This window comes from Cetobacterium sp. ZWU0022, from assembly GCF_000800875.1.
In the GTDB taxonomy this organism is placed as follows: domain Bacteria; phylum Fusobacteriota; class Fusobacteriia; order Fusobacteriales; family Fusobacteriaceae; genus Cetobacterium_A.
In genome coordinates, this window is sequence record NZ_JRJZ01000153.1 from 1 (window position 1) to 20856 (window position 20856).

Annotated in this window: 15 protein-coding genes and 1 pseudogene; 8 read left to right on the plus strand and 8 right to left on the minus strand. The window is 30.3% G+C overall.

Features of this window, described 5'->3' with window-relative positions:
* Positions 1 to 90 precede the first annotated feature (90 nt).
* From L988_RS10970 to L988_RS10985, 4 genes are all read right to left on the minus strand, one after another.
* Positions 91 to 570: a flavodoxin gene (locus L988_RS10970; protein WP_052191822.1), complete on the minus strand. Its 480-nt coding sequence runs from the start codon at positions 568 to 570 to the stop codon at positions 91 to 93.
* A gap of 122 nt (positions 571 to 692) precedes the next feature.
* Positions 693 to 2003, minus strand: coding sequence for a sodium:solute symporter family protein (locus tag L988_RS10975; protein WP_047384236.1), 1311 nt, complete (start codon positions 2001 to 2003; stop codon positions 693 to 695).
* Positions 1997 to 2959, minus strand: coding sequence for a biotin--[acetyl-CoA-carboxylase] ligase (locus tag L988_RS10980; RefSeq protein WP_047384238.1), 963 nt, complete (start codon positions 2957 to 2959; stop codon positions 1997 to 1999). The genes L988_RS10975 and L988_RS10980 overlap by 7 nt, the downstream gene beginning before the upstream one ends.
* 90 nt (positions 2960 to 3049) lie before the next feature.
* Positions 3050 to 3487 carry an ACT domain-containing protein gene (locus L988_RS10985; RefSeq protein WP_047384239.1) on the minus strand — a complete coding sequence of 146 codons (438 nt, stop codon included), beginning with the start codon at positions 3485 to 3487 and terminating at the stop codon, positions 3050 to 3052.
* 154 nt (positions 3488 to 3641) lie between these two features.
* On the opposite strand from L988_RS10985, the gene sstT reads away from it, so the two are divergent.
* Positions 3642 to 4886, plus strand: coding sequence for a serine/threonine transporter SstT (gene sstT, locus L988_RS10990; protein ID WP_047384240.1), 1245 nt, complete (start codon positions 3642 to 3644; stop codon positions 4884 to 4886).
* Between the two features lie 86 nt (positions 4887 to 4972).
* On the plus strand, positions 4973 to 6454 hold the full coding sequence (dacB, locus tag L988_RS10995; protein ID WP_081982648.1) for a D-alanyl-D-alanine carboxypeptidase/D-alanyl-D-alanine-endopeptidase: 1482 nt from the start codon (positions 4973 to 4975) through the stop codon (positions 6452 to 6454).
* Positions 6455 to 6498: 44 nt separating this feature from the next.
* Here the strand turns inward: dacB and L988_RS11000 are convergent, their stop codons facing one another.
* The 4 genes from L988_RS11000 to L988_RS11015 form a co-directional block, all read right to left on the minus strand.
* Entirely contained in the window at positions 6499 to 9672 is a 3174-nt protein-coding gene (locus L988_RS11000) for an efflux RND transporter permease subunit (protein WP_047384244.1), read from the minus strand.
* Between the two features lies 1 nt (position 9673).
* Positions 9674 to 10768: an efflux RND transporter periplasmic adaptor subunit gene (locus tag L988_RS11005; RefSeq protein ID WP_047384246.1), complete on the minus strand. Its 1095-nt coding sequence runs from the start codon at positions 10766 to 10768 to the stop codon at positions 9674 to 9676.
* Between the two features lie 10 nt (positions 10769 to 10778).
* Positions 10779 to 12959 (minus strand): TolC family protein, encoded by a 2181-nt coding sequence (locus L988_RS11010; RefSeq protein ID WP_047384248.1) that lies wholly within the window; start codon positions 12957 to 12959, stop codon positions 10779 to 10781.
* Between the two features lie 136 nt (positions 12960 to 13095).
* Entirely contained in the window at positions 13096 to 14781 is a 1686-nt protein-coding gene (locus L988_RS11015) for a M3 family oligoendopeptidase (RefSeq protein ID WP_047384249.1), read from the minus strand.
* A 155-nt stretch (positions 14782 to 14936) separates the two neighbouring features.
* Here L988_RS11015 and L988_RS11020 point away from each other — a divergent pair, with 155 nt between their 5' ends.
* The 6 genes and pseudogenes from L988_RS11020 to L988_RS11045 all read left to right on the plus strand — a co-directional run.
* Positions 14937 to 16208, plus strand: a complete 1272-nt coding sequence (locus L988_RS11020) for an aldehyde dehydrogenase family protein (protein WP_052191823.1) — start codon at positions 14937 to 14939, stop codon at positions 16206 to 16208.
* 66 nt (positions 16209 to 16274) lie between these two features.
* Positions 16275 to 16778, plus strand: a complete 504-nt coding sequence (locus L988_RS11025) for a hypothetical protein (protein WP_047384251.1) — start codon at positions 16275 to 16277, stop codon at positions 16776 to 16778.
* Positions 16779 to 17084: 306 nt separating this feature from the next.
* Positions 17085 to 18356: an O-acetylhomoserine aminocarboxypropyltransferase/cysteine synthase family protein gene (locus L988_RS11030; protein ID WP_047384252.1), complete on the plus strand. Its 1272-nt coding sequence runs from the start codon at positions 17085 to 17087 to the stop codon at positions 18354 to 18356.
* Between the two features lie 8 nt (positions 18357 to 18364).
* Positions 18365 to 19243, plus strand: coding sequence for a methylenetetrahydrofolate reductase [NAD(P)H] (metF, locus tag L988_RS11035; protein ID WP_047384254.1), 879 nt, complete (start codon positions 18365 to 18367; stop codon positions 19241 to 19243).
* Positions 19244 to 19256: 13 nt separating this feature from the next.
* Positions 19257 to 19985 carry a homoserine O-succinyltransferase gene (locus L988_RS11040; protein ID WP_255359941.1) on the plus strand — a complete coding sequence of 243 codons (729 nt, stop codon included), beginning with the start codon at positions 19257 to 19259 and terminating at the stop codon, positions 19983 to 19985.
* A gap of 21 nt (positions 19986 to 20006) precedes the next feature.
* Positions 20007 to 20813: pseudogene (locus L988_RS11045) on the plus strand (homoserine dehydrogenase); the annotation flags it as partial.
* Between the last annotated feature and the right edge of the window lie 43 nt (positions 20814 to 20856).

Consider the following 20856-nt stretch of genomic DNA (forward strand, 5'->3'; position numbering starts at 1 on the left):
AAGTTAGATAATTTAATATTACCCCAACTTGAAGGTTTACACAAATATTTAATTAGACCCATCAAATAATTAAATACAATTTACTAATTACTAAGATTTAAGAAATTCAATCCATGATTTGATTCTATCTTCTGTTAAAGAGCTTTGATTTGCTTCATCTATAACTAAACCAATAAATTTATCATTTTCAATAGCTGTCGATTCGTCAAAAGAATATCCATCAGTTGAAGTGAATCCTATAATTGTTGCTTCGGCTGTAGATGCAGCTTCATAAAGATCTCTCATTCCATTAACAAAGCTCGAAGAGAAAGCTTCTTGGTCTCCCACACCAATAATTGCCACTTTCTTTCCAGAGAGATTATAAGATTTTAAATTTTGTAGAGGTCCAATCCAATCATCCTGTATATCTCCAAATCCCCAAGTTGATGCAGCTAAAATAGCTAAATCGTATCCAGAAATTTTTTCAATATCTCCTGCATGAAAAATATCTCCACCTAATAAGGTTGCAACTTTTTGTGCAATAGATTCAGTAACTCCAGTAGTACTTCCATAAAAAACTCCAATTTTCATGATAAAAGCCTCCTTCAATCTTGTTAGTTTGATTATATAATAAAATATTTTGAAAATCAAGATATTTTTAAATAAAATTACAAGAGGCGGAAAACCTCTTGCAATTTAGAAAGTTATTAAATTTATTTTTTTCTTCCAAGCATTAAAGTTACTGAATTTATAAAGAATGCAAAGATTAAAATATAGTTTGCGTTGCTACCACCATAAATTTTTCCGAGTAAAGCTATTCCACCACCTAAAATAATAGCTCCAATAACAAATTCTTTTTTAAATCTAAAACCTAAAATTCCAGCAAAAGCAGGAATAATAAGAGCTCCAGAATAAACAGAAAGAGCTAATAAAAGAGAACTCAATATAAACTTTAATTTTAAAGCAACTAATATACTAAAAACTCCAAAAATAGCGATTGAAACTCTAGTTAATTTAATAGATTTTTTATTTTCTAAATTTTTTGTAAAAATCTCTGTAAATATAGATGCTGAAGTAAGCAAGCAAGTGTCCGCTGTTGAAATAATTGCAGATAACAGTCCAAAATAAAGTAATAAACTGATACCTTTTGGTAAAGTATGAGCAGCGACATGCAATAGTGGAGATTCTCCACCACTTAAATTTGGGTACGCACCAGCAGCATATATTCCAATTTTTGTTAAAATAAATGCCAGTGGTATTAAAACACTAATACTAATAATAATAGATTTTTTAGCTACCTCAGTATTTTTAGCACAAAAAATTCTTGAATATATATCCGGACCAACTAAGAAAGTTGATGAATATGTAAGAATTAAAACTAAAAGATCAAAATTATTAAATTTTTCATTTATGATATTAAGTGGAACATATTCTGAATTAAAATCAGGTAAAAATAAAAAACATAAGACTATTCCAAGCAAAATAAAAATAAGTTGAATACAATCAGTTTTTATTATAGAAAGTTGCCCACCTAAAATAGTGTAGATTATAAATATCGTTCCACTCAAAAGAACGCTTTCAAAATAAGAGAAGTTACTAATGATTCCCATAATTTGAGCGGCTCCCATGATTTGAGCAGCAACAATTCCAATCCAAGCGATAGAAATAATAAAAGAACTTAGAATTCTAACTTCATCTCCGTGGAAGCTACCCAATAATTCAGGTAGATTATACCCCTTAAATTTTTCAAATTTTTTAACGAGAGGTAAAAGCATTGATAAACCAAAGGCTGCACATAATAAAAGCCATATACCTGCCCATCCAATATGATATGTTGAAGCAACATTTCCTAAAATTGCTGAGCTTCCAAGAACTGTTGCAAGCAGACTTCCAGTTACTTGAAAAACATTTGCTTCTCGATTTGCTATAAAAAAGTGAGAACTACTTTTTATTTTTTTGAAAGAGTTATATCCAATAGCTAAAATTCCGATAAAGTAAAGATTAAGAAAAACATTCTCTACCATTTAATACTAACCTCCCCTGCATAGAGTGTTTTTTTCGATCCAGAAATTGTGTCAACTATGAGGTAACCGTTATCATCTATATCAATAACTTTTCCAGAATTTTCAATCTCTTTTTCAAAAAATACTATATCTCTTCCAATTAAGAAAGATTTTTCTCTATATTTTTTTATTATATTTTCGTTATTTAAATCGTTTGTAATATCCATAATTTCATTTAAAATTTGTGCGATTAACTCATTTCTGTTTACAAAATACTCCTCTTCAGAGAATATTGATCCAGCTATTGTAGATAACTCTTCCGGGAAAGTAGTCGTATTAAAGTTTATTCCAATTCCTATAATAATATTTTCGATAGATCCACTTTCAAAGTCAGTAGTAGCTTCTGTTAAAATACCAGCTATCTTTTTATCTTCAATATATATATCATTAACCCATTTGATAAGAGTATTTTTTTGACAAAGTTCATCAATACTTTTTGTTATAGCGACAGCTGTAGCTATAGTTATTTTTAATGGATTTTCTAAAGCTAAAAGCTCGGGCTTTAAAAGAATACTCATATATATTCCCGTATCTTTTGGCGAAAAGAAATATCTACCTTTACGTCCTCTTCCATTTGTTTGCTCATTAGCAATAATTGTAGTTCCATGAGTCGGATTTTCAATTAAAAATCGTTTTCCATCTGTATTTGTAGAATCGATGCTGTTTTTTATTATAATCTCATTATCATATTTAAGGTTTTTTTTAATTTCAATAGCCGAAAGAGTATTACTTTTAGTAGGAATACAGTGCCCTTTTTTATTGACAGAAAGAATTGTATATCCATTATTTTTTAACTCTTTAATAGCCTTAGAAACAGCAGCTCTAGATATGTGAAGTTTCTTTCCGATGGCTTCTCCAGAGAGATATTGACCTTTATTCTCCTCTAAAATAGAGATGATAAGTTCTTTAGTTGACATATTTTCTCCTCTATATTTTTTCTTATATTTTATAATTAAAATAAAAAAATGTCAACTTTATCAAAAATTAAAAGTTGACATTTTTAAAGTTTATTCAAATGCTAAAAGTCTAGACATTTTGACACAACTTATTTTTTTTAGTTCGTGGACAATGTCTTCTGGAGGAAGAGTTGCAGAAGCAATTTCAAAAGATATAACAACAGATGCAACATTATTTATGGGAATATTTTGATTTATTGTAATAATATTACAATTGACAGATGATAAAAAATTTAAAACTTCTGAAAGTGCTCCTTTTTTATGAGAAAGCATAAGAGAGATTAAAGCTTTCTTACCGAGAGAATTATCAGAGGGAAGAAAGACAAAATCTTTATATTTATAATAAGTGCTACGGCTTATACCTACTATTTTAACAGCTTCACTAACATTTTGAGATTTCCCTTCTTCTAGAAGAGTTCTTACAGCAATTACTTTTTCTAAATAATCTGGAAGAATTGATTTATCTACGACTAAGAATTTTCCATTCATAAAAACCTCCGGATTTATATACGTTTTTTATAGTATAACTCTAAAAAAAAAATATGTCTATATAAAAAAAACTTGTATTCTAAAAAAATATATGTTATATTGTCTCTTAATTGGAAACAGTTGTTTTTACAATGGAGACAGGAGGAGATTGAAGATGGATAAGATTTTTAAAAATTGGTGTAGTATTGGATTAGTAAAAAGAGTTTTGGTAGGATTGGTTATAGGAGTTGTCTTTGCGTATATAATGCCTGATGCTATGGGATGGATAACTATATTTGGAGATCTTTTTGTAGGGGCTTTAAAGGCGGTTGCTCCAATCTTAGTATTCTTTTTAGTGTTATCAGCAATAGTTCAACACAAAAAAGGTCAGAAAACAAATATAAAGTCAATAGTAGTCTTATATTTATTAGGAACTTTTTTAGCTAGTTTAGTAGCAGTTATAGGAAGTTTTGTATTTCCAGTAAATTTATCTTTAGTGTCAAATGCTAGTATGAGCTCAGCACCTCAAAATATAGTTGGAGTATTAAAAACATTGCTATTAAATTTGATAGATAATCCAGTAAAAGCCATTTTAAATGGAAACTATATAGGTATATTGTTCTGGAGTTCTTTATTAGGAATATTTTTAAAAGAAGCTAATGAATCTACAAAAAATGTTGTAACAGATGCCTCAAACGCACTTTTAAAAGTTGTTAAAGTAATAATTGAATTTACTCCTTTTGGTGTTATGGGATTAGTTTTTTCTTCAGTTATTGAAAGTGGAAGTAGTGGATTACTTTCTTATGGTAAAATTTTAGTATTACTTTTAGGATGTATGGCAGTTGTAGCATTTGTTGTTAATCCATTGATTGCCTTTTTAATGATGGGGAAAAATCCATATCCACTAGTTTTTACTTGTTTGAGAGAGAGTGGATTAACAGCTTTCTTTACAAGAAGTTCAGCAGCTAACATACCTGTAAATATGAATCTATGTGAGAAAATGGGGTTAGAAAAAGATATGTATTCTGTTTCGATTCCTTTAGGTGCGACAATAAACATGGCAGGAGCTGCGGTTACAATATCTGTTTTTGCATTGAGTGCAGCACATACGCTAGGTGTTGAAGTAGACTTTCTTTCAGCAGTTATTTTAAGTTTGGTAGCAGCAATAAGTGCTTGTGGTGCTTCTGGAGTTGCCGGAGGATCACTTCTATTAATTCCACTGGCATGTAGTTTGTTTGGAATTTCAAATGATATAGCTATGCAAGTTGTAGGAGTAGGATTTGTAATTGGAGTGATTCAAGATTCTTGTGAAACAGCTTTAAACTCTTCAACTGATGTTTTATTTACAAGTATTGCCGAATACTCTCAGTGGAAAAAAGAGGGAAAAGTAGATAAAGAGTTACTATTAAATAAAATATAGAAAATTAAAAAAACTTAGAAAATAGAAATTCTAAGTTTTTTTTATGCTATAATAGATATTATATTTACGACACAGAGGGGTGAATTATGAAGAGAAAATTTCTATATTTAGCATTAATTACAGCTTTTTTAACAGCGTGTACTAACACAAATAGAAAAGATAGTTTTGTTGATCAACAATTAGTGCTTCCAGAAAATATTGAGAAAACAATTTCAATACCAGTAACTAATCAGGAATCTTCAGAAAAATCAAAAGCATTAACTCGATTTGTGAATTCAGAAGTATTAGAGCATGGGAATGTAGGTTTTTATGCAATTGAATTAGGAAGTGGCAAGGTAGTAGATAGTTATAGAGAGGAAGCAGCACTGGTGCCAGCTTCAGTTTTAAAGGTTGTTACAGGGGCTACGGCTCTAGAAGTATTGGGTGCAGATAGTGTTTTAGAAACAAAAGTTTTCTATGATGGAGTAATATCTAAGGAAGGGATTCTAAAAGGGGATATATATATTCAAGGCGGTGGAGACCCAACTTTAGGTTCGGATGGAATCTCAATAGATAGAGAAGCTTTTTTAAAAACATGGATAAATGAAGTTAAAAGAATAGGAATAAAATCAATAGATGGAAATATAATTGTTTTAGATGATCTTTTTGGATATGAAGGGATTCCAGGAAAATGGCTTTGGGAGGATATGGGAACCAATTATGGACAAGGGACATATGGAATAAGTGTATTTGATAATTTATATACTCTATATTTAAAAACAGAAGTTTCAGGAAAAAAACCCGAAGTGATTAGAACAAAGCCAGAGATATCAGGATTGATTTTTGATAATCAAGGATTAGTTACAACTGGAGGAAAAAGAGAGATATCAGTGAGAGGCGTGCCTTTAGAAAATAAGAGAAGAATTTTTGGAGCCGTTCCACAAAATAAGAATGGTTTGACAATTCAAAGTGATATTCCTGATCCAGGATTATTTTTAGGTCAATATTTTTCACATCATTTAAAAAGAGAAAATGTAGAATTTAAAGGAAAAGTGACAACAGCAAGATTGACATCACAAAGACCAAAAAATCCAAAAATTATCGCTGTTACAAAATCACCCCCTATTTCTGAAATAGTTAAAATACTTTTAACAAGAAGTGATAATCACTATACAGAACATTTATTTCAATTGATTCAAAAAACAAAAGGTGTAGATATAGAAAAGTTTTGGAAAGAGAAAGGAATGGACGTACACTCACTAATTTTAAGAGATGGAAGTGGGCTGTCGAGAGGAAATGTTATTTCAGCTAAACTTTTAACACAAATATTGGCATATTCTGAATCAGGTTTAGAAAATCTTCTTCCAGTAGCTGGTAAAGATGGAACTGTTGCAATATTTTTGAAAAATACATCTTTAGAAGGAAAAGTTAAAGTGAAGAGCGGAAGTATGAGCGGGATTCAATCATATGCAGGGTATGCAGAAAAAAATGGGAAGAAATATGCATTTACAATAATTGTAAATCATTGGAATGGAGAACGTAGTATTTTAAGAAAAGAGATGGAAACATTATTGAATGAGATTTTATAAAAAAAGGGTTATGAGATTTATTTTTCTCATGACCCTTTTTAATATTATTCACCGATTAAACGAGATTCATCATAAATATAGTCTTTAAATTTAGTTCTATAGAAAGTTGCATATATAACAGGAATAACAGCTAAAGCTAAAACTGTATCAGAAGCTAATCCGAATATAAGAACTACAGCTAAAGGTTGGAATAAAGGACCACCAAAGAAATAAAGTGGTAAAAGTCCAACTAAAGTAGTCGCAACTGTTAAAAATATTGGTCTAAGTCTTGATTGACATCCGAAAACAATGGCATCTTGTTCTGTACGTCCAAGTTCTTTTTCAAGAGTCATTTTATCAACTAGAATAATAGCGTGGTTTAAAACAACTCCAGCAAGAGAGATTATTCCAACCATTGCCATAAACCCTAACTCTGTATTTGTAACAAGTAGACCAATTGCAATTCCTAAAAGTGATAAAGGAATAACAAGCATAATTGTAAGACCTTTTTTCAAAGAGTTAAATTGACCAACTACAAGAACAAACATCATAAGAATAGCAACAGGAACCTGAGCAAATAAAGCACTCTGATTCTCAGAAGATGTTTTCATTATTCCAGCTGGATAGTATTTAATATCTGGTCCCCACTCTTTTAATTTCTCTTGGATCCAAGGATCAATATTTTTATTGACTTCAAGTGGTGTTGTAGCTGGATCTACAGCAGCATCAACTTGTATAGAGTAAGCTAGATTTCTAGTTGAAACATAGAAAGGACGATAGTCCAATTTAATATCAGCTATTTGTCTTAGAGGAACTGCTTCACCTTTTGAATTTATAAGTTCGATAGACTCAATAGATTTTATATCGTCTTTGTAAGTATGTTTTCCTCTTACAATAACAGGGATTATTGTACTTTGAGCAGGTGCGCTAAAATCTCTAAATGTTGTTGCAGTATATCCTTGTAAAACGAATTGTAAAACTTTACCGATTGTATCATTGTTAAATCCAGCAAGTTGAGCTTTTTCTTGATTTATCTCTATTTTTATATCCGGAACTTCATTTCCCCAAGCATCAGACACAGAGAGTGCTCCAGGTGTTTCTGAAAGTTTTTCTTTTAATTCTGCAGCAGCAGCTTTCAGTTTTGGAATATCATTAGAAGCTAGTACATATCCTAAATCTTTTTCAAGAGTTACTCCACTAGCTAAACCTTTTGAAACCACATCAATACTTGGATATTTAGTTTTTAAATATTGGTTTACTTCTGTTGATATTTTAGGAATAAGTGTATAATCTGTTAAGTTATACATAATGTACGCATATTCTGTTAATCTTGTTTCAGGGGTATATCCAGTTGCGAATTTAGCAGCTCCACCACCAATAAAAGATCCCCAACTTAAAACACCTGGTTTTTCATAAACAGAAGATGTACCTCCAGTTGTAATGTAATCCCAAATAGTAGGGGGCAGTGCTTTTTGTTCTCCAGTCGCATAATTTTGCTTTATAAATTGATTCACATCATTAACAACTTCACGTGTATAGTTAATATCAGTTCCTTTTGGTAATCTAATAAATGTTGACATTATTGGATCTGTAGAAGCTGGCATAAAGTTACTCGGAACTCGACCTAAAAGAATCAATCCTAAGAATAGAGATGCTACTGCAGTAACTAAAGTTAATTTTTGATTTTTTAGTACAAATAAAAGTACACGTCTATATGTAATATATGCTTTACTATTTAAATTTTGTTTAGCACCCTCTTTAATTTTAATAAAATCAAAACATAGAAGAGGAATTAAAGTTTGATTGATAATCCATGAACCAAAAAGTGCTAAAGCAACAACAATAGTTAGTGGTCCAACATATTCTCCCATGTCCTCTTTATTTAAAATGATAGGAGAGAAAGCCATAATAGTTGTAATAGAACTAACTAAAAGAGGAATAGATAGCGATTGAGCTGATTTTAAACAAGCACTCAAACGATCTTCACCATTTTCCATAAGTACAATTATATTTTCAGACATAACAACAGCATTATCAACAAGCATACCGAGTGCGATTATTAAACCAGCCAAGGTAATCTGATTTATTCCATAGCCCATGTAGTAAAGACCAATAAGAGTAAAGGCTATTGACGTTGGAGTAAGTGCAGCAACAATAAGTCCAGATCTAAGTCCTAAAAATATAAGCATAACCAAAACAATAGTTGTTATAGCTTGAAATAAGTTTACAATAAATGATGTAACTTTAACTTGAACTAAATCTGGTTGATAATAGATTTCACCAATCTCTAGACCTATAGGTAAATTTTTCTTGAATTCAGATAAGGCTGTTTTTATCCCATCACTCATGACTAAAATATCTTGACCGGCTCCAAGAGAAACACCAAGAGTTATGGCATTATTTCCATTAAAATCTATTGAATAATTTGAAGGCTCTTGATATCCGTTATATATGTTAGCAATCTCTTTTAAATAGATATTTGATTTTCCATCACTGCTTGTGATAACGGTATTTTTTATATCTTCAAGATTTTCAAAGTTTCCTGAAGGATTAAGTTTCAATCTATCATTATCAATAACCAAATCTCCACCTTTAATGATAACATTTAGATTTGAAAGTGTAGACAAAATATTATCTAAAGTCACACCTGTTTGTGATAGAAGTTTATTGTCAATATCAATATAGATTGCTTCACTCTGTACTCCACTGATATCGATTCTACCAATTTCTGGAACAGAGAAAAGAAGCGAATCCTTTAATTTAGCCGCGGTTTCATAAAGTTCTTCATTTGAATAACCATCTCCTCCTATAGCAAGAAGAGTCCCATAGACATCTCCAAAATATGTATTTATTTGTGGACTTTGAACACCTTGTGGAAGAGCTGGAACTACGAATGTATTAATTCTATCTCTTAGCTCTTGCCAAACAGGTTTTAAATCTTTATAACCACTTTTAATATTTACATAAACATTAGATTGACCATCTATATTTTTTGATTCAACATATTTTAAAGCATCCATATTTTGAACTTGGTCAGTTATTCTTTTACTAACTAAATCAGCCATCTGTTTTGCAGTAGCACCAGGCCAGTTAGTAGTAATAAGAGCGACCTTTATAGTAAAACCTGGGTCTTCAGCTTTTTCAGATTTATCATATGACATATATCCAAATATAAGTAGAAGAGTAAAAAGCATATAGGCGGTAACCTTATTTTTAATAGCCAATTCTGTTAAGTTCATATCAGATCTCCCCTTTTATAAGAGAAACTTTTTGATTCTCTTTTACTTGGTTGCTTCCTTTAGTAATAACAACATCACCTTTAGATAGACCATTTAAAATTACGATTCCATCACTAGCAGGGGACGAAGATATTTCAACCTTTTGTTTTAAAGCTACTCCTGTATTATTTTCAATATTTTTAACGACATAAACATATTTTTGATTATCTGAACCAGTTACAATTGAGCTTAATGGAAGAGATATAATTGGTTCTGTTCCTTCAATTGTATCAATTATAATATTTGCAATCATACCAACTTTTACATCAGGAGCGACTTCTGTAATTTTCGCTTTGACAGGATATGTACTACCGTATCCTACAGATAATGTTCCTATATTTGTGATAATACCTTTAACCTTTTTGTTGTTTAAAGACGTTATCAAAATATCAACAGGTTGTCCTGCAGATATTGAACCGATTACAGATTGTGATACATTAAATTCCACATTTCTATCTCCATCACTACTTAGTACGAAAACAACAGCTTCAGGACTTACCACTTGATTTACTTCACTTTTAACTTGTCCGATAGTTCCATCTTGTGGAGCTTTTAAGTATGTATATTCAACTTTCAACTTAGCTAAGCTCGAGGCATCAGTTAAAGCTTTGACATTAGACAAGGCCGATTTGTATTGTGCAATAGCACTATCATAAGATGCTTTAGAGATACTATTTTCTAAGTAAAGAGCCTCTGATCTTTTAAAGTTAGCTTCAGCTTCAGCAAAAACAGCATTTCCTTGAGCTAGATCAGATAAAGATTTTTCGTAACTTAAATTATATTCTGCCGGATCAAGAGTTGCAAGGATTTGTCCTTGTTTAACACTATCTCCAAGTTGTGCAATTCTTTTATTTATAGTACCAGATACTCTGAAACTAAGATTTGATAGGGCTTCAGAGCTAATTGTTCCTGAGTATGTTCTTATAACACTATTCTCTTTAGGTTCTACTACTTCAAAAACAACAGGTTTCACTTCTAGAGCTTCCTCTGTTAATTTTTCTTTTCCACAACTAAGAAGAAGAAGTAAGCTTATAGTAACTAAAATTTTATTTTTCATAATAATCCTCCTAATTTTCAATCTCTTTTTGAAGTTTTAAAAGTAGATGTTGTTTTTCTGGATCGCTAAGGGTAATAGAAGATTTTCCGTAAAGATTTTCAAGTTTTAAAGTCGAGTTAATTAAATTGAAGTTTTCAATAACGTGATTTAACTCTTGACTCAATGCATTGTTTTGTGCAGATAGAAAATCTGTAATACTAATACTTCCTTCAGCGTAAAGATTCTTAACAATATCTAGATTTTTTTTAGCTACATCAGAGGATATTTGTGTTGTGTAGCTTTGAACATAATTTGTTAGAAGCTCTGTATAAACTTGTAAAACCTCTTTTGTAAGATTATTAGTAAGAGAAAGTTTATTATATTCTAAAGATTTAAGTTCACTCTCAATCTTTTGAGCATTGTAGTGAATCTCCCCACCACTTATTATAGGAAGAGATACTCCAACACCAGCTTCCCAATATTCATCTGGAAAATTTCGATTTGAATTTTTCCCCCAAGGTGTAACAATATTATTTTTATTATAATTTCCAAAAGCTTTAACAGTTGGTAAATATCTTTCTCTGCTATTAGCAGTGTATTCTCTCTCTTTACTTTTGATAGTATTGTCAAGTTGTTGTAAAGCATTAGAGTTTAAAATAGTCTCTTTAACTAAAAAGTTTTCTATTTTTTTTGATTTTTCAGAACCAAAACTGAAATTTTTACCTAAATTATTGCTTAAAAGAAAATAATTTTCTATATTATTGATATTTTCATATGAATATCTATTATCTTTTGGATAATTCAATAAACTATTTAAATAGATTTCTTGAGAACGAATCTCACCTTTAACATTAGATATATTAGATAAAGCACCAGCAACATCAGATTGTAATCTATATACATCTTGTAATCCACCAGCACCAACATTATAATTTATCTTAGCGACATCTAGTGTTTCTCTTAAAAGACTGTAGTTACTCATTTGGATTTCAAGTTGTGCATTTAATTGAAGAAGGTATACATAAGTAGAAGCAACATAATAAATAGTATTTAGTTGTTCTTGTTCGTAAGCTTTTCGACTAGAATCTAAAGCTAGTTTTTCAATAAACACGCTAGCATTAATTTGATCACTAAAAATAACTTGAGATAATTGTAAGTACGAAGTAACACTATTAGTAGCTGCACCTTGAATAAATGTAGGTGATCGATCGTCTAAAGCGTTGTAGTTCATGTTAGCTGTAAGTTGAGGAAGTCTTTTGGAATTAGCAACTTTTGAGCTATAGTAACTAGTGAATACATTTTGCTTAATTTGTAATAAATCTAAATTCTCATTTAATGCTCTGTCAACTGCTGTCTTTAGTGTAAGTATTGGGTATTTTAATCTACTTTCATTTAAATGCGAAATCTCTTGTAAAAAAATAAGATTTGGATATAATCCAATTTTGCTTGCAACAGGAGCATTTAAGTAGATATCTTTTCTAGGTTCATTCACCTCTACAATTTGCCCCATATCTTTTTTAGTTTTAAAGAACATATAGTTAAGAGATGCTGCTCTTAATCTTTTTCTAAGTTCTTTATCAAGAGTTAATCCAGAATAAGCGTAAGGATCCAATTCTTCATTAAAATCTATAAGAAAAGATGGAACACCTCTATTTGATGCGTTAAAAAGATTTTCTTTTGATGATCTCATAACGTTAATTTTAACTCCAGGAATAGATGTTTTTTGCTCTAAAAGTTTCAAGTTATTTGTATCCATATTTGAAATTAAAACATCAATTTCATTTACACCTGAAAGTTCTTTGAAAGGTGATAAAAGATCGTTTAAATCTAGATTACTATAAACATAGTTTATATTTCTAGAGATATTTTTACCTTTACTTCCAAATCCAAGAGGAACAGAGTAAAATTTATCTGATTTTAAATTTTTAATATTCTCCAAAGGAGCACAACTTAGTATGAAAATACTATCTATTTTAGAGTTAGCATTAAGTTTATTAACACCTTCTTGTATGTTGTGGTCCGTCAGATAAAATGTCTCTGAAATTTGTGGTTGAAATTCTGTCCCTGCAAAATTTTTACTTAACTCTTCTTTAAGGATATCTAAAGTAACTTTAGATGATTCAGAGTGGTGTTCTAAAATTACGCCCACATGAAGAACTTTAGCAAATACAGAGAAGTTAATAAGAAAAAGTAACAAAAGTATTTTTGTCATAAAATTAATCCTCCCTTAAAAAGTTAGTGTGTCAATAAAAAGATATTCTACTAATAGTAAAAAAATCCTTTAAAAAATAAATAAAGAAGAAAAAAACGATAGTAATAACACTATCGTTTAAATTGGCCTATAATCATTAGATAGAAATTTTTTCTAAATAATTTTTTACAGAATCTATTATATTTTCTACACATCCTTCTTCAAAAGGAGATTTCAATTTTGCAACTTTTAAAAGATTTAAAAATGATTTTGTTCCACCCTCATGACAAAGATTTAGATAATCATTCCAAGCTTCAGAGTAATTTTCATTCATTTTCTTCCAGAATTGTAGAGCACAAATCTGTGCAAGAGTATAATCTATATAGTAGAATGGAACCTCGAAGATATGAGCTTGTTGGAACCACCAACCTCCTCTTTCTAAGAATGGATTTTCACTGTAATCTGAGTGAGGTTTATAGATTTTCTCTAAATCTCTCCACACTTTTTTTCTTTCAGTAACTGAAAGTTCAGGGTTTTCATATATTTTATGTTGGAAGTGATCTACAAGAACTCCATACGGGATGAACTTAATAGCTGATCCTAAGTGAGAGAATTTATACTTAACAGTATCATCTTTAAAGAAGTTCTCCATCCAATTCCAAGTGAAAAACTCCATACTCATAGAGTGAATCTCAGAGCTTTCATATGTTGCCCAAAGAAGTTCCGGAACTTCAATCCAACTAGATTTATAAACTTGGAAAGCGTGTCCAGCTTCGTGTGTTAATACGTCGATATCTCCACTTGTTCCGTTAAAATTAGAGAAGATAAATGGAGATTTATAGTCAGGAATAAACGTACAATATCCGCCACCAGCTTTTCCTTTTTTAGTTGTTAGATCCATAAGATCATTTTTGATCATAAAATCGATAAATTCTCCAGTCTCAGAGGACATCTCATGGTACATCTTCTTTCCTTGCTCTATAATCCAATTTGCATCTCCTTTTGGAGTTGGATTTCCATCATTAAATTCAAATTTTTCATCATAATATTTAAGATTGTCTAAACCTAATCTTATTCTTTGCTTTTCATATAAAGAAGAAGCTAGTGGAACGATACTTTCAATAACTTGTTTTCTGAAAACATCAACCATATTAGAATCATAATCAACTCTATTCATTCTTAAATATCCTACTTCAATAAAGTTTTCAAATCCTAATTTTTTAGCAATTTTAACTCTAACTTTAACTAGTTTATCAAAAATTTCATCAAACTTTTTTTCGTTATTGATAAAGAATGTTGATTTAGCTTCTTGAGCAGCTTTTCTGATAGTACGATCTTTAGATAAAATATATGGAGTCATTCCCGAAAGATTTCTTTCTTTTCCATCAAATAAAATTTTAGCAGAAGCTAGAAGTTTTACATATTTTGATATTTCTTTATTTTCCTCTTGTAAATCTTCAATTATTTCGGGAGAAAAAGTTTTTAAACTGTTTTCCATAAGTTTAAAAAATTGCTCGCCATATTCATCTATCAATTCATTTTTATTAGATAGATTTACCATAATTTCATAAAATTGAGAATCTAACTCTTGATATAGAGGGGAGATTTCATCCCAATATTCATTTTCATCATCATAAAACTTATCTTCTGTGTTTATTGTATGTCTTATATTTGCTATGCTAGACATAGAAGATATTGTATTTCTAATTGAATTTATTTTTCCGATAATCTCAATTTGTATTTTTAGATTTGTAGAATCTTTTAAGTCAGACATTAATTCTGAGAACTCAATTTTTACTTCATCGTAATTTGGTCTACTATATTTAAAATCACTGAATTTCATAAAAATCCTCCTAAAATTTTTGTTTAAAATAACCCTATTATAGAGTAAAATCTATATTTCATCAACTAAAAAAAATTAAAAATAAAATTTAAAGGAAAAATAAAGAAAAATGGTATTAAAAATAAGTAATAATTTTTTGAAAGGAGAAGTCTCATATGACAAACACTGAAAAATTAGAGAAACTAAAAAGAGCTTTTGAAAAGAATAAAGAAGCAATAATAGATGCCTTATATAAAGATTTAGGAAAAAGTTTTGAAGAGAGTCGATTATCTGAATATTATCCTGTTATTTCTGAATTTGAATTTTTTATAAAAAATTTAGAAAAATGGAGTGAGCCTGAAAAAATTAAAAGCTTTTTTAATTTTATAGGAGGAGGTACGATTCTTCAACCAGAACCCTATGGAAGGGTTTTAATATTTTCGCCTTGGAATTATCCGTTTAATTTAACATTTTTACCATTAATAGGAGCTATAGCAGCAGGTAATGAAGTTGTATTAAAACCATCTGAAAATTCTAAAAATTCGAGTGAAGTTATAAAGAAAATAATTGATGAGAGCGGAATTGATGGAGTGGTAGTAGAATTAGGCGATGAGACAGTTGCTAAAAGATTATTGAATGAAAAATTTGAATATATATTTTTTACTGGAAGCACAAAGGTCGGAAGAGAGATTTATTTGAAAGCAGCAGAAACTTTAACTCCAGTAACTTTAGAGTTAGGTGGTAAATCCCCTGTTATAATAGAGGATGAAGCTATTTTAGATGAAAGTGTAGATAAAATAATTTGGGGTAAATTTTTTAATAGAGGCCAAACCTGTGTTGCTCCAGATCATGTGTATATTCCTAAAGGAACTGCGGAAAGATTCATTGAATTAACAAGAGAATACATTAGAAAAAATGGAGATATAGGTGGTAAAATCATAAATGATAAACACTTTGAAAGATTAGAAAGTTATTTAGAGAATCAGGAAGTTATATATCAAAACGGAAAAATAGAAAACTCAACAAAAGAGAAAGGTAAATTTCCATTTACAATTGTATTAAATCCTAAAGAGGATGACTTAATCTCAAAAGAGGAGATATTTGGACCGATATTACCTTTGATAGAATATGATAGTCTTGAAAAGGTTTATTGGGATTTAAGACAAAAACCCTCGCCGTTAGCACTGTATATATTTAGAAGTGAAAAAGGAGATTTATCTACAAAAGATATAAAAGCTGGAGGAGTTTGTATAAATGCAACTATACTTCAAATTGTAGACAAAAAAGTTCCTTTTGGAGGAGTAGGTGAAAGTGGGATAGGTAGATATCATGGAAAGTATTCTTTTGATACTTTTACTCATTATAAACCAATTTTCGAAGGAAGCAGTATAAAAATTTCTATGTTACAGAAAGTTATTTCGGTAGTTTTAAATAGAATAAAAAAATAAAACTAGAGCTTCTCATAAAAATATTATACAATATATTTACTACAAAATACTTTAGAGGAGATCAGGATGAAAAAAGGATTAATTGCTTTATTTTTAGCAGCAAGTACAGCAGCATTTTCAATGGATGCACATTTGAGATTAGGGGCTATAACAGATGCAAGCTCTTATAATAAAGAAGATAAAAGTTTTGAAAGTTACGCACCAACAATGAGCTTAGAAGTAACTCAAACTTTACTTTTAGCAGATGTTGGAGTAGGGATAGCTTACAATGGAAAAACTAGTGGAACAGAAATTGAAACAGTTCCAGCATATGGATTAGTAAAAATGAATTTATTTCCTATTGGAATAAAACCATATGTAGTTGGAAAAGTTGGAAAGGTTTTATATACAAGAGATAGTGTATCAAATTCTAAACCAGATGGAAAATATTTCTATGGAGCTGGAGTTGGAATGGATTTATTCTCTTTACAAGCAGAAGTTTTATACTCTGTAACAGAGATAGATGGTGATAGAAGAGGAAATGATAACTTAGAGCAAGTAAGCTTTACTTTAGGATATAACTTTTTCTAGGTAAATTTTTGAAAATAAAATTTTTATAAAAAAATAATTGAAAAAAAGTTTTTGGTATGATATAGTATAAAAAATATTTTATAGGAGTGGTTGATATGTTTAAAAAGACGATAAAAACTACAATGATGAATATGATGCCTTTGGGAGTTGGTACCAAAAATTAATTTTTTAATTTTGGGACGAACTCATTTTGATTTGCTTAAATGAGATCTCCCGAAGATATAGCTTTTAAAACACAGCTTGGGAGATTGTCTCTCAAGCTTTTTTTATTTTAAAAATTTTGTTTTATAAAAGGGAGGATAGATTATGGCTTATAAATTTGAAACAATTCAGCTTCACGGAGGACAACATCCAGATTCAGAAACAGGTTCAAGAGCAGTTCCAATTTATCAAACATCATCATATGTGTTTAAAGATAGTGATCACGCAGCAAGATTATTTTCTTTAGAGGAAGCAGGGAATATATATACACGATTAGGAAATCCAACAACAGCAATATTAGAGGAGAGAGTGGCTCTTCTAGAGGGTGGGGTTGGAGCCTTAGCTGTAGCTTCTGGAGCTGCAGCTGTAGCGTATACATTTTTGACTATAGCAAAATGTGGTGATGAAATCCTTTCAGCAAGTAATATATATGGAGGAACATACAACTTTCTAGCAAATACAATAAAAGATTATGGAGTTGAATCAAGATTTTTTAATCCGAAAGATTTAGATGAGTTAAGAGCATTAATCACCTCTAAAACAAAGGTCATCTTTATAGAGAGCTTAGGAAATCCTAGTGGAGATGTTGTAGATATTGAGGGAATATCTCTAATTGCCCATGAATATAATATTCCATTGGTTGTGGACAATACATTTGCGACTCCATACCTAATAAAACCTTTTCAGTTTGGAGCAGATATAGTTGTACATTCAGCCACGAAATTTTTAGGCGGTCATGGAACTTCAATAGCTGGAGTAATCGTTGACGGTGGAAAGTTTAATTGGAAGGATGAAAAATTTCAAACATTCAATACTCCAGACAATGGATATCATGGGCTGAAGTACTCCGATTTAGATGAAACGGCATTTATAATAAAAGCCAGAGTAAAAACTTTACGAGATACAGGAGCAGCGCTATCACCATTTAATGCGTTTCTTATTCTCCAAGGAATAGAAACACTATCTCTAAGAATGGAAAGACATGTAAAAAATGCTAAAGAGATTGCTAGATTTTTATATGAAAATAATGAAGTTGAGTGGGTAAGTTATCCAGAGTTTCAAGAAAACACCGATAAAAAATTAATAGAAAAATATCTTAAAAATGGAGCAACATCAATCTTTACTTTTGGACTTAAAGGTGGTAGAAACCGTGGCAAAAAATTCATAGATTCTTTAGAACTGTTTTCTCACTTAGCTAATGTAGCTGATGCAAAGTCTTTAATAATACATCCAGCTTCAACAACACATGGACAATTAAGTGATATTGAATTAGAAAAATCAGGAGTAAAACCTGAAACAATAAGAATATCAGTTGGTTTAGAAAATATAGATGACCTTATTTTAGACTTAAAAAAAGCAATAGAACTGAGTAAATAGGAGAGGATATGAAAATTAAAAATATATATAAAAAGAAAAAACCTGTTATATCATTTGAAATATTTCCACCTAATGAGAGATATCCTATTGAAAATATCTTTGAAACAATAGATAAACTAATAGAATTAAAACCAGATTTTATAAGTGTTACATATGGTGCAGGTGGAACTACTAGAGGACGAACTGTAGAGATTGCATCGAGAATAAAAAATACTCATAATACGGAAGTCTTGGCTCATTTAACTTGTGTAGGTGCTAAAAAAATAGAGATAGAAAATATTTTAGAAGAGTTAAAAAAAGAGAATATCGAGAATGTCTTAGCTTTGAGAGGAGACTTTCCGAAAGAGAATGAATCAGTTGAGGGAGACTTTAGATACGCAAGTAAATTAATTCAAAAAATAAAAGCAGAGAGTGATCTGTGTGTTGGAGCAGCGTTTTATCCTGAAGGTCATCAAGAAACAAATGATCTTTTAGATCTGTTTTATTTGAGAGAGAAAGTTAAAGAGGGAACGGATTTTTTAATATCACAAATTTTCTTTGATAATGATTATTTTTATAGTTTTAAAGAAAAATGTGAAAAATTAGGAATTGATATTCCGCTAGTTGCAGGTATTATTCCAGTTACAAATGCAAATCAGATAAAAAGGATAACCGAGTTATGTGGCTCGACGATCCCCTTAAAATTTCAGAAAATATTAGAGAGATATGAAAATAATCCAGAAGCATTAAAAGAAGCTGGAATAGCCTATGCTGTTGAGCAGATAATTGATCTTTTATCCTCAGGAGTTTCCGGAATTCATATATATACAATGAACAAAGTCGATGTCACTAAAGAGATTATGAGAAGAATAGAAAAAGTGAAAGAATATCTAGAGGAGGTGAGTTAAAATAAAGATAGGGATTGTAAATTTGATGCCAATAAAACAAGAGGTTGAATATCAATTTTCAACAATCTTTGAAAAAATAGATAGAGATATTGAGTTAAAATATATATATCCCACAACTCATAATTACAAAAATATATCTTTAGATTATTTAAGAGAAAAATATATTCCAATGAATAAGATAGGAGAGGATGTCTATGATGCTTTCATTGTAACAGGAGCTCCAATAGAGAGATATAATTATGAAGACGTAGATTTTTGGCAAGAGATTGATAGCTTTTTTAAAAAAAATAAGCATCCAACTATTTATATATGCTGGGGTGCTCAAGGAGCTTTATACTCAAAGTTCGGAATAGAAAAATATGAGTTGGATAAAAAGTTATTTGGTGTGTATGAACATGAGGTAAAAGAAAAAAATCCATTTATAAAAAATAGATTTTATGCTCCTCATTCGAGAAATACATACAATAAAAAGGAGAGTATTGAAGAAGCGGGATTGATTATAATTGGGGAATCCGATGAAGCTGGAGTATACATGTGTTCAACAGCTGATTATAAGAGTATATTTATATCAGGGCATAGTGAATATCAACCTGAACGATTAAAATTTGAATTTGAAAGAGATAGAGGAGAGATTCCTAAGAATTATTTTGTAGAGAATAATCCAGAGAATGAAATACTTTTTAATTGGGAAAATCATAGAGATGAATTTTATAAAAATTGGATAGAGTTTATAGGAGGGTAAAATGAAGATAGTAGCTATAGATTCACTAAAGATTATGAGGATATTTTAAAAGATGAGAGTGTAGAAACAATAATTGAATTGATAGGAGGAAACACAGTAGCCTTTTCTATAGCTAAAGAAACCCTAAAAAATGGTAAGAATCTAATAACTGCAAATAAATATCTTTTAGCAACAAAGGGAAAGGAGATTTTTGGATTAGCAAAAGAGAATGGTGTAAAAATATTCTTTGAAGCTGCGGTGGCAGGTGGAACACCAGCTGTATCTTCAATCTATGAAGGTACATTTTCTGGAGGAATAAAAAGAATTAGAGGAGTTTTAAATGGAACTTCAAACTATATCTTAAGTAAGATGGAAGAGGGATGTAGCTATGAAGCTGCTCTTAGTTTAGCACAGAGTAATGGATATGCAGAGCTAGATCCAACATTTGATGTAAAAGGAATTGACACAGCTCATAAAATTAGTTTATTATCATATTTAGTATGGGATGAGCTTGTAGATTTCGAAAAAATAAAAATAGAAGGAATTGATAAAATAACAAAAGAGCAGGTTGAAGTTGCTAAAAGTTTAGGAAAAAGATTTAAACTTATAGGAGAGGCTATAAAAATTGAAAATGAGATTGAAATATATGTACAACCATCTCTTCTGGATAAAGAGGATCAATTATATGGAGTAAAAGACGCATATAATGGTATCGAGAGTTATGGAGAACATTTAGGAGAGACATTCTTCTATGGAAAGGGAGCAGGAGCATTGCCTACTGCAAATGCAATTATATCTGATTTATATAAAATTAAAAATTCAAATGCTTGGAATGAATCTGTTAACTAAAGATGAAAAATAGGTCCAGTTCTTTGAAAAGGGATAAAGATAT